Annotated in this window: 12 protein-coding genes and 1 pseudogene; 3 read left to right on the forward strand and 10 right to left on the reverse strand. The window is 55.7% G+C overall.

Translation table 11 applies throughout. The features are described from left to right. Positions 1–37: 37 nt before the first annotated feature. Entirely contained in the window at positions 38–2,266 is a 2,229-nt protein-coding gene (locus tag CWM54_RS18520) for an EAL domain-containing protein (protein WP_100698067.1), read from the reverse strand. A 370-nt stretch (positions 2,267–2,636) separates the two neighbouring features. Here CWM54_RS18520 and CWM54_RS18525 point away from each other — a divergent pair, with 370 nt between their 5' ends. Then, entirely contained in the window at positions 2,637–2,810 is a 174-nt protein-coding gene (locus CWM54_RS18525; RefSeq protein WP_064774528.1) for a YfgG family protein, read from the forward strand. Between the two features lie 96 nt (positions 2,811–2,906). On the opposite strand, the pseudogene CWM54_RS18530 reads toward CWM54_RS18525, so the two are convergent. After that, positions 2,907–3,819 (reverse strand): annotated as a pseudogene (locus CWM54_RS18530) (LysR family transcriptional regulator). A gap of 72 nt (positions 3,820–3,891) precedes the next feature. Here CWM54_RS18530 and CWM54_RS18535 point away from each other — a divergent pair. Then, complete coding sequence (locus CWM54_RS18535) at positions 3,892–5,121, forward strand: MFS transporter (protein WP_100698123.1); 1,230 nt, start codon at positions 3,892–3,894, stop codon at positions 5,119–5,121. Between the two features lie 123 nt (positions 5,122–5,244). On the opposite strand, the gene guaA is transcribed toward CWM54_RS18535, so the two are convergent. Continuing rightward, on the reverse strand, positions 5,245–6,822 hold the full coding sequence (gene guaA / locus CWM54_RS18540; RefSeq protein ID WP_016161630.1) for a glutamine-hydrolyzing GMP synthase: 1,578 nt from the start codon (positions 6,820–6,822) through the stop codon (positions 5,245–5,247). 67 nt (positions 6,823–6,889) lie between these two features. Continuing rightward, complete coding sequence (gene guaB / locus CWM54_RS18545; RefSeq protein ID WP_061153681.1) at positions 6,890–8,356, reverse strand: IMP dehydrogenase; 1,467 nt, start codon at positions 8,354–8,356, stop codon at positions 6,890–6,892. Positions 8,357–8,514: 158 nt separating this feature from the next. On the opposite strand from guaB, the gene xseA reads away from it, so the two are divergent. Continuing rightward, the gene (xseA, locus tag CWM54_RS18550; RefSeq protein ID WP_100698071.1) at positions 8,515–9,906 is read left to right on the forward strand and encodes an exodeoxyribonuclease VII large subunit; all 1,392 of its coding nucleotides are present in this window, start codon (positions 8,515–8,517) and stop codon (positions 9,904–9,906) included. On the opposite strand, the gene CWM54_RS18555 is transcribed toward xseA, so the two are convergent. The 6 genes from CWM54_RS18555 to bamB all read right to left on the reverse strand — a co-directional run bounded on the left by CWM54_RS18555 (position 9,890) and on the right by bamB (position 15,912). Next, the gene (locus CWM54_RS18555) at positions 9,890–10,108 is read right to left on the reverse strand and encodes a zinc ribbon domain-containing protein (protein ID WP_004201901.1); all 219 of its coding nucleotides are present in this window, start codon (positions 10,106–10,108) and stop codon (positions 9,890–9,892) included. The two genes, xseA and CWM54_RS18555, sit on opposite strands and share 17 nt — an antisense overlap. Positions 10,109–10,157: 49 nt before the next feature. After that, positions 10,158–11,195: a Gfo/Idh/MocA family oxidoreductase gene (locus tag CWM54_RS18560; RefSeq protein WP_100698073.1), complete on the reverse strand. Its 1,038-nt coding sequence runs from the start codon at positions 11,193–11,195 to the stop codon at positions 10,158–10,160. Positions 11,196–11,379: 184 nt separating this feature from the next. Further along, positions 11,380–11,859, reverse strand: coding sequence for an Hcp family type VI secretion system effector (locus tag CWM54_RS18565; protein WP_020317242.1), 480 nt, complete (start codon positions 11,857–11,859; stop codon positions 11,380–11,382). Between the two features lie 221 nt (positions 11,860–12,080). Continuing rightward, on the reverse strand, positions 12,081–12,773 hold the full coding sequence (locus CWM54_RS18575) for a hypothetical protein (protein ID WP_100698075.1): 693 nt from the start codon (positions 12,771–12,773) through the stop codon (positions 12,081–12,083). Positions 12,774–13,141: 368 nt separating this feature from the next. Next, positions 13,142–14,620 carry a ribosome biogenesis GTPase Der gene (gene der, locus CWM54_RS18585; protein ID WP_061153676.1) on the reverse strand — a complete coding sequence of 493 codons (1,479 nt, stop codon included), beginning with the start codon at positions 14,618–14,620 and terminating at the stop codon, positions 13,142–13,144. Between the two features lie 113 nt (positions 14,621–14,733). Then, positions 14,734–15,912: an outer membrane protein assembly factor BamB gene (gene bamB / locus CWM54_RS18590; protein ID WP_002913889.1), complete on the reverse strand. Its 1,179-nt coding sequence runs from the start codon at positions 15,910–15,912 to the stop codon at positions 14,734–14,736. Positions 15,913–15,914 lie beyond the last annotated feature (2 nt).

Below are 15,914 nucleotides of genomic sequence, written 5' to 3' on the forward strand. Positions count from 1 at the left end.
CTCCAGGCCGGGCCATCACGCCCGGCTTTTTTCCGCTTCAGGCAGTCATCCCCTCCGCCAGCTGCGCCAGTGGCACCGGTACACCGATATCGTAGCCCTGCAAATAATCGATCCCCAGCGCGATAACCGCCTGGCGTATCTCCGGCGACTCGACATATTCAGCCACCACCTGCATGTTCTTCATGCGCGCCAGACGACAAATAGAGTCCACGACCTGATAATCGAGGCTGCTGGCAAGCAGATTGCGAATAAAGCTGCCGTCGATTTTAAGAATGTCGACGTTCATCGTTTTTAACCGGGCGTAGCTGGCGTAGCCAGTACCAAAATCATCGATCGCCACCCGGCAGCCCAGCGCCCGCAGATGCTCTAATGTCTGACAGACCAGCTCAGGGTTACTGAGCGCATAGTTCTCGGTCAATTCGAAAATAATCTGCCATGGCTCAATGTTGTACGTCTGCAGCAGCGCTTCGACCTCCTGAGGAAACTGGCTGCGGCTCAGCGAGACCGGAGAGAGATTGATCGCCAGCCGCAGACCGGGCAGTGCCTCGCGGTGGGTATCCATAAAGGCCAGCGTGTGCTCGATGACCCACTGATCCACACGCGAGGAGAGTCCAAACTCGTGCGCCACTGGCAGGAACGCGTTTGGCCCCGTCAGTTCGCCTGATACCCCTTCCATCCTCAGCAATACTTCATGGTAGTTATCGCCGCGGATGCCCTGAATAGGTTGCGCCATCAGGACAAAATGGTCTTGCTCCAGCGCCTTCAGGATACGGTTCATCATCACCACTTTATCTTTCAGATCCTGCTGGACATGGCCGGCGCCACGGCGCTGCATATTCTCTGGATGGCCGCTGGCCAGCGACATGTCGGCAATCGTGTTTAGTTCGCCAAGCAGCAAATACAGATGCTTGACCGGTGAGCGAACGTTGCAATAGCTCATGCCGATCCGCGGCTGCAGCGGGACGCCATCCCAGTGAAAACGGAACTGTCGGAGCGAGCGGTCGATTAAATGAATGCGGGCCTGATGCCCTTCGCTGTTAAGGCGAAAAACCAAATCATGGCCGGCAAGGTGATACACCGCTTCGTTGGGCTGCAGCAACGCACTCAGGTGGTTCGCCAGCATTTGCTTATACTGAATGCGTAACAAAACCCCGTAGTGGCGCCCCAGTAGTTCAAGTTCAGGAATGCGCAGAAAACAGAGCGTCGACCAGCTCGTGCCATTTAGCGCCCGACTCAGCGCCCGCAGATTAGGCATATGTACGACCGGGTCGAGGAAAGCCATCTGCCGGACGCGAGCGTAGATCAGACGCTGCTGTGTTGCCAGCATCGCCGTGTAGGCGACAATAAACGAGAACACCAGATAGCTTGACGAGGTGATCGCCAGTTGGGTGTTATAGCTCGGATAAACCGGTAAGTAACGGTAATGAAAATGGATCACAGCGATCAGCACCGGCGTCCAGATCAGCGAGATAAAACGATAGCCAAAACGCATGGCTCCCCAGAGCATGACCGGCATAAGTAATGATAACGTATAATTCGTGCTAAATATGGTGCTGGTATCATTAAGTGGCATCAATAATAGCCCCAGCAGCAGGATTAATATCGCTGCCCAGCAAATGATTTCAATTGTTTTTATTTTTGGATCAATTTGTAAGCGAACCTGAGAAATAAATCCGCGAAAATGAAAAGGGTTGCGTATTAAACGCAGCAGAAAATAACACAGCGGCACGCCCGTCAGACACCCCACCATCAGCGCCTGAAAGGTGATTAACGAACGTAAACTAAAGGGCGTAATACCCGTCATCTCCGTTGTACGCGGATGCAGTCCCAGGTATTCAGCGATCTGTGACAGAATCAGAAAAATGACCGAGGGGAGTAGCATTTGCCAGAACAGACGATGCGGCATCAGTTTGACGTTACCATGCGAGACCTGCTGGCGCCGGGGGACAAAGATGCGATACCCACCCCAGCACAGCACGCAGGGAATGAGAAAATGAAACAGCACGCCGATAGCCTGCTCGGGCGTCATTCCTCGGGCCAGCGTGAGCAGCAGGCCAATGATGATACCCGGGATCGCCGCCCAACCGAAAAACATCATCAGGCTGAGTACCAATGCCAGGGGAAGATAATAGAGAAATACCATGTGACCATTCAGCATGGTGTAGGTATTCGCCAATCTGGCAAGAGGTAATAACAGCGCAGGCAGGACAAGCGGTAAAGCCCACCACTTGTCGCGATATTGTTGATAGTATTTTAATAAATTCATAGGTGCTCTACAGGGAACCTCTGCTCCTGCGAGGCATATTCAGGCAGGCATCCAACCACCCCATGCTGACCGCATAAGTAATAACGATACGGTAATGTCCGCTGATTTTAGTGGTCAAGAAAATGGGGCTGTTGATATAAATCAACAAATACTGACGCTAACATTAATAAAACTTATTTTTTTACCTTTTCATAGCCAATAAAGTGAGCATGTAAATACGATTATTATCTTATATAACATTAATTAATGTTTTCACTGTGGCACTTTTACATCTACATCAATTGACCCCACTTCGTTCCTGTGCCTTAATACCCCCATCGCCCATCTTCGGGTATACTTCAAGGAACCTTTTGTGAGTCAGGCACCCAGTATGCGTAAACGACATCGATTTAACCGTCGCATGACCCGTATCGTACTGCTTATCAGTTTTCTCTTCTTCTTTGGACGCTTTGTCTACTCCTCCATCGGCGCCTGGTACCATCACCAGGATAAAAAAACGTCGCAGGAGTCTTCACTCACCGTCGAGCCCTCCGCCCGCGAGTAATTCTTTGATTCTGATACAGGAAGCACCACACTCCGCAGTCAGAGCAACCTGCGGCTGATGTCCTGCCTTTGATACAGTCGTTTTGCCGTCGGCGATTTATAAGCGCACGGCATGCAGCAGGCGCAGCATTTCCGCGATACCTTTTGTCACAATTTTGTCCTGACGCATGACTACCGCCAGCTGTCGATATAGCCGCGGCGCCAGCGAGTGCACGCTTAATCCGTCGCGATCCTCCTCCTGCTCCACCGCCATGCGGGGCACGATGCTGTAGCCCAGTCCTGCCCGCACCATCCGTTTAATCGCCTCGATGCTGCCCAACTGCATCACCGGCGTGACCGCCAGTCCCGCCGAGCGGAACCAGCGGTCAATCAGATCCCGGGTGCCGCTGCCGGCTTCGAAAGCAATGAGCGGCAGCGCCTGCAGCTCGGCAGGGGTACAAACCGCCGACATCGCTGCTTCGTGGCGAGCATGGATAACCACGAACTCCTCGTCAACCACTGAGGTCACCGCCAGACTGCGCCCCTGTACGGGCAAGGTAACCAGCCCGAGATCGAGGCGATTTTCCTCCACCGCCCGGACGATATCCAGCGTGTTGCCGGTGGTCACCCCCACCGTCAACAGCGGATGCTGCTGACGAAGATGCTGCAGCAGCGGCGGGAGAAGATGAATGCAGGCCGTCGCGCCGGTCCCCAGCGTTACCGCCCCATTAACTTCCTGACTGAATACACTGACCGACTGCATTGCGTTATTCACCGCCCGATCGATCTGCTCGCTGTGGGCCAGCAGTGCCATTCCCGCCGCCGTCGCCTTGATCCCGCGGCCGGTACGCTCCAGCAAACGGGTCTGTAAAAACTGCTCCAGCTGACGCACCTGCAGGCTAACGGCAGGTTGGGAGATCCCCAGCGCGTCGGCGGCGGCAGAAAAGCTGCCGCGCTGTACGACCAGCCGGAAGGTCGCCAGGTTTCCCAGGTTCAGTGTTGTCATGCAAAGTTTCTCTTATACCGCGCATAAGGTGGCCGCTATGCCAGAACAATAGCCTGCCGGGTATGCTCAGGACAACTGCCTTAACGGAATGAAAACCATGGAAACGCCAGCTATTCCCCGACGCCTCGCCTTCACCGCGGGCGGTCAGCAACTGATCAACTGGGGTATCTCTTTTTATATGCCCGGCACCTTTGCCCAGGCCATCGCTGCCGACATGGGGTGGACGTCACCGCAGATCTATCTTGGCCTGACGCTCGCCATGCTGATGATGGCCGTTGTTTCTCCGTTCGTCGCCAGACTGCTGGCTCGCTTTGGCGGGCGACACGTGGTCACCAGCGGAACCTTACTGATAGCCGCCAGCTGCGCTGTCATGGCCTGGCATCCTTCACTTGCCGGCTGGTACGGCGCCTGGCTGCTAACCGGAATTGGCATGCGGCTCTCGCTGTATGATGCGCTGTTCGCCGCGGTGGTGAATCTGTACGGCCAGCAGGCGCGGAAAACCATTTCCCACATTACCCTTGCCGGCGGCCTGGCTTCGGCCCTCTTCTGGCCGCTGGGCGAAGCGTTATTAACCGTCATGTCCTGGCAGGATGCCCTGCGGATCTATGCGCTGTTTGGCGTACTGAGCGCCTGTCTGAGTTATCAGTTGCCGCGCCAGCGACTCAGTACATCGGTGAAAATGATAGCCCCAACGACGACAGCAGAGGGCGATCGGCGTAACGGAGTGCGTTACGCGATCTTTATTGCGCTGATCACCTTCATCTCCAACGGTACCTCCACCCATCTGCCGGAGTTTATCAGCCACTTTGGTTTGCCGGTTGCCGTCGGTATGCTGTGGGGGTTCGGCCAGACCGGCGCCCGGCTGGGGGAAGTGCTGGCCGGTCCCCGGGTCACCCCACTCACGCTGACGCGTTTTACGGCGCTCGCCATGCCGCTCTGTTTTCTCCTTGGATTGAGCAGCACGGCTTATGCCGGGTTCGCAGCCGGGTTTGTGCTGGGCTATGGCGCGATTAACGGGCTGGTGACGATTGTCAAAGCGACGCTACCGCTGGCGCTGTTTAGCGCAGAAAGCTATGCCAGCCGCACGGGTATCCTGCTGATCCCCGGGCAACTGATGGCGGCTGCCTCACCCTTTGCCTACGCATGGCTGAACCACCGGCTGGGCATTATCGGCGGAATGTGGGTGTCCACCGGGTTAACGTTGATAGTTGCCTGCCTGGCGCTGGCGATGGTGCGTGGAGCGGGCAAGGCACAGCCGGGCAAACTTCCCACACTCCACCCGGCGGCAGCAAAAAATGGGCCAGCTGAACATCTGCCGGAACCGTAAACGGGGAATTCACAGGCCCCCCTGCCAGATAGCGTCCAGGGATGATGGGGTTGATGAGAGGCATAAAGTAAAAAACCCTCTGTAAAAACAGAGGGTTTCGTTTCATTCAACTAACGCCGGGGATTACTCCCACTCAATCGTTGCTGGCGGCTTACCGCTGATGTCATACACCACGCGGGAGATACCGTTCACTTCATTGATGATACGGTTAGAGACGCGGCCGAGGAAATCATACGGCAGGTGCGCCCAGTGCGCGGTCATAAAGTCGATAGTTTCCACTGCACGCAGGGAAACGACCCAGTCGTATTTACGGCCATCGCCCATCACGCCGACGGAACGAACCGGCAGGAACACGGTAAACGCCTGACTCACTTTGTTGTACAGGTCAGCTTTGTGCAGCTCTTCGATGAAGATAGCGTCCGCACGACGCAGCAGGTCGCAGTACTCTTTCTTCACTTCGCCCAGCACGCGCACGCCGAGGCCAGGGCCCGGGAACGGGTGACGGTAGAGCATATCGTACGGTAGGCCCAGTTCCAGACCGATCTTACGCACTTCGTCTTTGAACAGCTCACGCAGCGGCTCAACCAGCCCCATCTTCATCTCTTTCGGCAGGCCGCCCACGTTGTGGTGAGATTTGATGACGTGCGCTTTACCGGTAGCGGAAGCAGCAGATTCGATAACGTCAGGGTAGATGGTACCCTGCGCCAGCCATTTGACGTCGTCCAGCTTCAGCGCTTCTTCGTCGAACACTTCCACGAAGACGCGGCCGATGATTTTACGTTTCGCTTCCGGATCGTTCTCGCCTTTCAGTGCGTCGAGGAAGCGCTGCTCGCCTTCGACGTGAACAATGTTCAGACCGAAGTGGTCGCCGAACATGTCCATGACCTGTTGCGCTTCGTTCAGGCGCAGGAGACCGTTATCCACGAATACGCAGGTCAGGTTTTTGCCGATGGCGCGGTGCAGCAGCATCGCGGTCACCGAGGAGTCCACGCCGCCGGAGAGGCCAAGGATCACTTTGTCATCGCCAACCTGCTGGCGGATACGCTCAACGGCGTCGTCGATGATTTTAGCCGGGGTCCACAGCGCTTCACACTGGCAGATGTCGCGCACGAAGCGTTCCAGCATGCGCATACCCTGACGGGTGTGGGTGACTTCCGGGTGGAACTGCACGCCGTAGAAGCGTTTTTCTTCATTGGCCATGATGGCGAACGGGCAGCTATCGGTGCTGGCAACGGTCACGAAGTCCGCCGGGATCGCGGTGACCTTGTCGCCGTGGCTCATCCACACGTCCAGCAGCGGTTTACCGTCTGCGGTCAGGGAGTCTTCGATACCACGCACCAGCGCGCTGTCGTTAACCACTTCAACCTGCGCGTAGCCAAACTCACGCTCGTTAGAACCTTCTACATGGCCGCCCAGCTGCATCGCCATGGTCTGCATGCCGTAGCAGACGCCAAATACCGGCACACCGGCTTCGAACACATACTGCGGCGCGCGCGGGCTGTTCTCTTCGGTAGTACTTTCCGGGCCGCCGGAAAGAATGATGCCGCTTGGATTGAATTCGCGGATCTGTGCTTCCGTGACATCCCACGCCCACAACTCACAGTAGACGCCCAGCTCACGCACGCGACGCGCCACCAGCTGAGTATACTGAGAGCCGAAGTCGAGGATGAGAATGCGATGTTTATGAATGTTTTCCGTCATTGACGCTAATTCCGAGGCAAGTGAAACAGAGTAAATAAATCGCCCGACGCTAGGTCGGGCGAAGAAATCAGGAGCCCAGACGGTAGTTCGGGGACTCTTTGGTGATGGTCACGTCGTGAACGTGGCTTTCCTGAATGCCCGCACCGCTGATGCGTACGAATTCAGCTTTGGTACGCAGCAGGTCAATGGTACCACAGCCGGTCAGACCCATACAGGAACGCAGACCGCCCATCTGCTGGTGAATGATCTCTTTCAGGCGACCTTTATAGGCCACGCGCCCTTCGATACCTTCCGGCACCAGTTTGTCAGCAGCGTTATCGCTCTGGAAGTAGCGGTCAGAGGAGCCTTTAGACATCGCGCCAAGAGAGCCCATGCCGCGGTAGGATTTGTAAGAACGGCCCTGGTAGAGTTCGATTTCACCCGGGGATTCTTCGGTACCCGCCAGCATAGAGCCGACCATCACCGCGGCTGCGCCGGCAGCGATCGCTTTGGCAATATCGCCGGAGAAACGGATACCGCCGTCAGCGATAACCGGAATACCGGTGCCTTCCAGCGCTTCCACCGCGTCGGAAACGGCGGTGATCTGCGGCACACCTACGCCGGTAACGATACGGGTCGTACAGATGGAGCCCGGGCCGATACCGACTTTCACCGCGCTGCAACCGGCTTCCGCCAGCGCGCGCGCGCCTGCACCGGTGGCCACGTTGCCGCCGATGATTTGCAGGTCTGGGTATTTCGCGCGGGTTTCACGAATGCGCTGCAGGACGCCTTCTGAATGACCATGCGAGGAGTCGATCAGCAGGACGTCAACACCCGCGGCGACCAGCGCGTCTACGCGCTCTTCGTTGCCCGCACCGGCGCCGACCGCTGCGCCTACGCGCAGACGACCCTGCTCATCTTTACAGGCGTTCGGTTTACGTTCCGCTTTCTGGAAGTCTTTAACGGTGATCATTCCGCGCAGGTGGAAGCTCTCATCCACAACCAGCGCCTTCTCAACGCGTTTTTCGTGCATCTTAGCGAAGACCACTTCGCGGCTTTCGCCTTCACGAACGGTAACCAGACGCTCTTTCGGCGTCATGTAGACGCTGACCGGCTGGTTCAGATCGGTGACGAAACGCACGTCGCGGCCGGTAATGATACCGACCAGTTCGTTGTCTTCAGTCACCACCGGGTAACCGGCGAAGCCGTTACGTTCAGTCAGCTCTTTCATTTCGCGCAGGGTGGTGGTCGGCAGAACGGTCTGCGGGTCGGTGACCACGCCGGACTCATGTTTCTTCACGCGACGAACTTCTTCCGCCTGGCGCTCGATGGACATGTTTTTGTGAATAAAGCCGATGCCGCCTTCCTGTGCCAGGGCAATAGCCAGACGCGCTTCCGTTACGGTATCCATGGCTGCGGAGAGCATAGGAATATTCAGACGAATGGTTTTCGTCAGCTGAGTGCTGAGATCGGCAGTATTCGGCAGAACGGTAGAATGAGCGGGAACGAGGAGGACGTCGTCAAACGTCAGGGCTTCTTTAGCGATACGTAGCATGGGCAATATCTCGACCAGGGTGGATAAATATTGCCGTGGCATTATACAGAGCGTAACCGATTGCATCTACCCTTTTTTGCAAATAATACTTGCCATCCCCTCTGAGCGCGTTACTATCGACTGAATAACCTGCTGATTTAAAGTTTGATCTTGCTCACATGTTACCCTCTCAATCCCCCGCAATTTTTACCGTAAGCCGCCTGAATCAGACGGTGCGTTTGCTGCTTGAGCACGAAATGGGCCAGGTGTGGATCAGCGGCGAGATCTCTAACTTCAGCCAGCCTTCTTCCGGCCACTGGTACTTCACCTTAAAAGACGATAACGCCCAGGTGCGCTGCGCGATGTTCCGCAACAGCAACCGCCGGGTCACGTTTCGCCCACAGCACGGGCAGCAGGTGCTGGTTCGCGCCAACATCACGCTGTATGAGCCGCGCGGTGACTACCAGATTATCGTCGAAAGCATGCAGCCCGCCGGCGAAGGGTTGCTGCAGCAGAAATATGAGCAGCTTAAAGCACAGTTAATGGCGGAAGGACTGTTCGAGCAAAAACATAAGCAGGCGCTCCCCTCCCCCGCCCACTGCGTCGGCGTCATCACCTCGAAAACCGGTGCGGCGCTGCACGATATTCTCCATGTCCTCAAGCGCCGCGACCCCGGACTGCCAGTGATTATCTACCCGACTGCGGTCCAGGGTGACGACGCTCCCGGGCAGATTGTGCGCGCCATCGCGCTGGCCAACGCGCGCCAGGAGTGTGACGTGCTGATTGTCGGGCGCGGCGGCGGTTCGCTGGAGGATCTGTGGAGTTTTAACGATGAGCGGGTGGCACGGGCTATTTTCGCCAGCCAGATCCCGATCGTCAGCTCGGTTGGCCATGAAACCGACGTCACGATCGCCGATTTTGTTGCCGACCTGCGAGCGCCGACCCCTTCTGCCGCCGCGGAGATCGTCAGTCGCAATCAGCAGGAGCTGCTGCGCCAGCTTCAGTCCGGGCAACAGCGGCTGGAGATGGCGATGGACTATTTCCTCGCCAGTCGTCAGCGCCGCTTTACCCAGCTGTTCCATCGCCTGCAGCAACAGCATCCGCAGCTGCGGTTGGCCCGCCAGCAGACCGCCCTGGAACGCCTGCGCCAGCGGATGCGCATCGCCGTAGAATCGCAGCTTAAGCGCGCAGAACAGCGGCAAAAGCGCACCGTTCAGCGTCTGAATTACTACAATCCGCAGCCGCGGATCCACCGGGCGCAATCGCGGATCCAGCAGCTGGAATACCGGCTGGCGGAAACTATGCGTGGCCGCCTCAGCGAGCGGCGCGAACGGTTTGGCAACGCGGTGACCCATCTGGAGGCGGTAAGTCCCTTAGCCACCCTGGCGCGCGGCTATAGCGTCACCTCGGTGAATGACGGTACGGTGCTGAAACAGACAAAACAGGTCAAAAACGGCGATCTGCTCACCACCCGCCTGAAAGACGGCTGGGTCGAAAGCGAAGTGAAGCAGATCGCGCCGGTAAAAAAAACACGAGCCAGAAAGCCTTCACCCACTAAACCAGCGGAATAAACTCCACCCGTTTTTTCGAGATCAGGCCATGCCCATGCTGGCAAAAGTAATCCACCGCGCCGCACGCCTTGAGCACCTCCAGCGGCTGGTGGCATTCCGGGCAGCGGGCCTCGAGGGCAAATACCCTTTCGCACTGGGCGCAATGCGCGCTGCTGCCTTTGACATCTAACGGCGCGTGGCACAGAGGGCAATCAAGTTCCATAACCATTCCTTTCAACGTTTATCTGCACCTATTTTATCATGTTCCGGGTTTAATGAGGGCCGCGTAATTGCTGCTGCAACCTGAGCAGCCATTCCACTTCCTCAAGCCGACGTCGCGTCAACCCGGCCACGCTGTCGGGCGCCCGGATAAACAGATTATCCGCGCCGAGGATCTGCTCATCGAGACAGCGCGCATAGATCGTCCCGGGTCGGGTCCAGCGCTGGATCCGCTCGCCGTCGTTCAGCGTCACCACTTCCCCCTCAGGGGAGCGGTCAAGGGTGAGGGTTCGCCCGTCCCGCAGCCCTATCCGCATTCCCTTTTGCCCGCCCGCGGGGCCCGCGTATTTGTTGAGCCAGATATTGAGCGGGATAGTGCCCAGGGTCCCCTGCAGATGCGCCTCCCCCTCGGCAGTGCTCGTATCCCCAGGGGCAATGTCATGGCCGAGGCGGTCTTTCGCCACCCGAAGGGAAAGGCTCAGCGCCGTATCGCTTCCGCTGGCGTGCAGGGTTTCGCGCAGCATCGCCAGGACATGGGTGCCGATATCGAGGATCACCCCGTCAGGGTGACGCAGCTGCCGGGTATCCAGCTCCCCGGTGGCAAAATTGAGTGCAACCGGCTCACCGGCGGCGTTAAAGCCACTTGGCTCCTGTAAATAGCCTTCGAGCCAGACGACCTCTTCCGCCCGCCACGGCGGGGTAATCGCATTCAGCGCAACGCCCCGCGCCATCCAGTGGTCAAGGGCCAGCACCCGCGTGGCCTGCTCAGCCGGCGCCAGCAGCGCCCGCAGCCGGGCGGCCTGCTCAAGGTTGGCCACAATCGGCTTTTCCACCACAATGCGGGAAATGCCGCTGGCTAACGCCCTCTCCAGCACGGGCAGATGCTGAAGTGATGAGGTGGTAATGAAGAGCGTATCCAGGGGTTTGGCCAGCAGTGCCGACAGCGAACTACAGCGCTGGATCCCCGGCAGCGCTCTGCTGCTGTCGAGGTCATAACCCCAGCAGTTGTCGATGGCGTACCCCAGGCGACGCAGCACCGGTAAATAGGCGGTTTCCACCACCGCGCCGAGGCCGATAAAACCAATCTGCATAGTAAGTCCACCTTTGAGCCGCTCTGTTCCCCGCAAAGTATCGCGGGATTATGGCGGAAGGTTTTGACATTTACCGGCATGGCGGCCACAAAAAACCCGCCAATATGAATTTCAATTTTGAAATGATGTATAAAATTGTACCTACTGCGAGATACCTGGCATTTTTTGCGTGAAAATAATGGAGTCATGCGCAACAACGGTCATTCCATGAGTCGCGGTAGTAAATATTTCCGTCCATGTATTTCCAGGTGATCGCCTCATAACGCATCTCGAGCGTTTCCAGGTGGGTACTGCTCATACCAGTAGGTGATAAATACGGCGCAACCGTAGTGACTTTGACGTTCTCCAGGATGATGTTGAAATACTCGGCCTCAATGCCCGCCTCCAGAATGCGATACATCTTTATAATCGCCTTCTTCATCGGGCGCCCCTCACACACGGCACGATACAAAAGCGGTGTTGTCTGATCGAATTCCTTCACTATCGACACAGGACGATGTATACGCGTACCTGTCAGTTTTCCCCAGCTTGGATCAACTGGAATAGTAATACCATGAGAGAATGATTTTAACTCAATAGATCCAAGACGCGTTGGCATCATGCAGCTTCCAATGATCGGAGAACCGTTTTCATCTTCAAGCCATAAATGTGCGGGAGTAGACATACAATTTCCTTATCATAAATAACGTTAGAATTACCATTTCACATAGCGCCCAAAGATAATAATTATAAGTACAGCGAATATACCAACAGGCCAAACTGGCCCCTCAGGAAAAATTTGAAAAAAAACCACTGCAAATATGACAATGCAAAGTGGTGGGGCATACAGCGAAATTAATTGCTGGAACAACCACAAAAGCGCTCTTTTAATAAATGACATCATCACTACCTAATCATTCTTTCGATGATATTAGCGATCTCTGCCTCTGAAGCCCATTGAGCTTTAAAAGCGTCGGCATGTTCAAATAATGGCGCCACCAGGAAATACATCATTTCAAGTTCTTGTTTGTATAGTATAGAAAAGAATGCAGGATAACAGATTCGGAGACGCTCAGCGCTATCTGCAGCCTTCTGCACAACGCCATACACGCCAGCCACTGTAACGGCGACCCCCGCAGAACGCCCAGCAATCGCTCCCATATCAAGGCTTAGTTTCATGCCTACCGAAACACAGGTAGCAGTAGCTAAAACAAATCCAGATTTGGTTAGAGAGTCTGCAGCGATATGAATGTTAACAGCCATCAGAATTCTTTTAATATGCTCTAACTGCTCTGTTGTTTTGTTCCTAAAGATTTCTTCAAAATATATTTGAAGCATTTCATATACAATATCATTACGCTGTAAAAGCTGGTAGATACCTTTAGCAAATCTAACATCCTCATTCTTCTGCTTTTTACATACATCCTGATACTCATCAGTAAAACAGGATGTATAATACAGGGTCCGAGTTACGCCAGCGCCTATTGTTTTAACCTGACTGGAAACCCGTTGTTCTATGCCTGAAACAGCGCGTTCAAGTTTCATTGCGAGAATTTTATTGGCCTGCAAATAGCTGATGACGACATTGCTGTAATACATTATCACTCCTTGCTGATTAATTTCACCATCCTGTGAAGAAACCTAACTTACCATAATACTCAGCCATAAAGTAGACTCTCCAGTTTCTCCCGCCTTACAGGAAAGCGGCACCGTGGAATTCCCCCAACATATCCAGATGCGTTTTCTCTCTTATCATTGCGATAACTTTCTACGTATATATTATCAAAGCGTACTCAAAAAATTGCTTGAGCAAGCGAAGCTAACAAATGAGAAATTTCATAGGATACGTGCAGTTATACATACCAAACATGCGCGTTGATGCGTCGTTACGATCGCCCTTAATAAAAAAAGCCCGGCAGATGCGGGCTTTGAAGGATTCATGTTGGTGAGTAAATCTTGCTGATAGCTTATTTGCTTTTCTTGATGTGCTTGATCAGGCGCTTACGTTTACGCATCTGGTTCGGCGTCAGGGTGTTGCGCTTGTTGGCGAACGGGTTTTCCCCTTCCTTGAACTGGATCCGGATTGGCGTTCCCATCACGTCCAGGGATTTACGGAAGTAGTTCATCAGGTAGCGCTTATACGAATCCGGCAGATCCTTCACCTGGTTACCGTGGATCACCACGATAGGCGGGTTGTAGCCCCCGGCGTGGGCATATTTCAGCTTCACGCGACGGCCACGCACCAGCGGCGGCTGATGATCTTCCGCCGCCATGTTCATGATCCGGGTCAGCATCGCGGTGCTTACGCGGCGGGTGGCGCTGTCGTAGGCTTCGCGTACCGACTCAAACAGGTTGCCGACGCCGCTGCCGTGCAGGGCGGAGATGAAGTGCACCCGGGCAAAGTCGATAAAGCCCAGACGATAGTCGAGGGTCTCCTTCACCTGCTCCTTCACTTCCTGACTCAGGCCGTCCCACTTGTTGACGACAATCACCAGCGAACGGCCGCTGTTGAGAATAAAGCCCAGCAGCGACAGGTCCTGATCGGAGATCCCTTCGCGAGCATCGATCACCAGCATCACGACGTTGGCGTCTTCAATCGCCTGCAGCGTTTTGATCACCGAGAACTTTTCCACGACATCGGTGATTTTCCCGCGCTTACGTACCCCGGCGGTATCGATGAGCACGTATTCACGCTCGTCACGCTGCATCGGGATGTAAATACTGTCACGGGTGGTGCCCGGCATATCGTAGACCACCACGCGATCTTCACCGAGGATGCGGTTAGTGAGGGTAGATTTACCGACGTTAGGGCGTCCAACAATCGCCAGCTTGATCGGCAGATCCTGCGGATTGAAGTCGTCCTCCGGCTCTTCTTCCGCTTCGCCATTCTGCTCGGCTTCGAATTTTGCCCAGTATTCGGCGTCTTCATCCACCTCTTCCTGCGGGCTGATCTCATCTACCCATGGCAGCAGGGCCTGTTCCAGCAAGCTGGTCACGCCGCGGCCATGCGAAGCAGCGATAGGATAGATATCGCCCAGGCCTAAGGACCAGAAATCCGCCATCGCCTGGTCGACGTCGATGCCGTCGGTTTTATTGGCCACCAGAAAGGTGGGCTTTTCACGAGAGCGCAGATGTTTAGCGATCGCGGTATCCGCCGGCATCAGGCCCGCGCGCGCATCGACCATAAACAGCACCACATCGGCCTCTTCGATAGCCAACAGCGACTGCTCCGCCATCCGGGTTTCCACGCCCTCTTCCGTACCATCAATACCACCGGTATCGATACAGATGAATTCGCGGCCTTCGACTTCGGCCCGACCGTACTTACGGTCACGAGTCAGCCCCGGGAAATCCGCAACCAGCGCATCACGAGTGCGCGTCAGGCGGTTAAAGAGCGTGGATTTTCCAACGTTAGGGCGCCCGACAAGCGCGACCACAGGTATCATGTTAAATGCCTCATACAATCACTAAGCAACATCGTCTTAACGACGTTTTTAAAAAAGTCAAAACGGCCCCTGTCTGCCAGGGGCCGTTTCTTAATCACTCACGACAGCGGTAATTAACGCGTAATCGCGTACAGCGTACCGTCTTTCGCCTGGATCAGCAGTCGACCATCAGCAACCACCGGGTCGGTCAGGAAGCCGGAACTATCGACTTTCTGCTGCGCCACAAAATGGCCATCTTCCGGATTCACCCAGTGCATATAGCCTTCGCTATCACCGACCACCAGATTGCCATTATACAACACCGGCGCGGTCAGCAAACGGTGCAGCAGATCGCTCTGCGTCCACAGGGTCACACCACCATCGGTGGTCAGTGCCAGCAGGCGATCGTTCTGGTCAACCAGGTAGATACGGTTACCATCGACGATGAAATCATTCACCGAACCCAGCTCGCGTTTCCACATAATCTGGCCGCTACGCAGATCCAGCGCGGTCAGGTTACCGTTATAAGCCAGCGCATAAACCACACCGTTGACGATGATCGGCGTCGTGTCGACGTCGTTCAGACGATCAATTTCCGTCGGCCCGGTGGCCGTAGAAATACGCTGCTGCCAAATCATCTGCCCCTGCTGCATCAATACCGCGCTGACGCGGCCGTTGTCACCGCCGACGATCGCCGCGCCATAAGCGGTCGCAGGCGCAGACTCGCCGCGCAGGGAGAGTGCTGGCATATCGAGGTTAACGGTCCACTTCACGGCACCATCGGTCTCATTCAACGCCTGCAGCTGGCCGTTACTGGTATGCACCAGCACCATGCCGTCGCTCACCACTGGACGCGACAGCGCCTCACCGGCGACACGGGTTTGCCAGGCAACGGTACCATCGCTGGTATTCAGCGCATACAGCTGCGCTTTCTCACTGCCGATATAAACATGGCCGCCAGAGACGGTCACACCGCCGGAAAGCAGCGCTGGCGTGCGCGAGAACCAGCCATCTTTCTCCGCCAGGTTCACAGACCACACCTCTTTGCCGTCGTCCGCATTCAGCGCTTTGACGGTGCCTTTACGGTCAGCAGCATACACTACGCCGTCGGCGAAGGCCGGATGGAGGTTAGAGTAAAATTCGCCGATACCATCGCCAACCGAGGTGCTCCAGGACGTGGACGGCGTAAACTGGTTTTCTACCGTCGGCAGCGGTGACATTTTCACCACATCTTCTTCGCTATTAAACAGCGAACACCCGCTCAGCAAGGTAACGGAAAGCAGCCCTGGCAAAAGTAATTTACGCAATTGCATCG

The organism is Klebsiella sp. D-Nf1, assembly GCF_002810515.1.
Lineage (GTDB): Bacteria > Pseudomonadota > Gammaproteobacteria > Enterobacterales > Enterobacteriaceae > Klebsiella > Klebsiella variicola.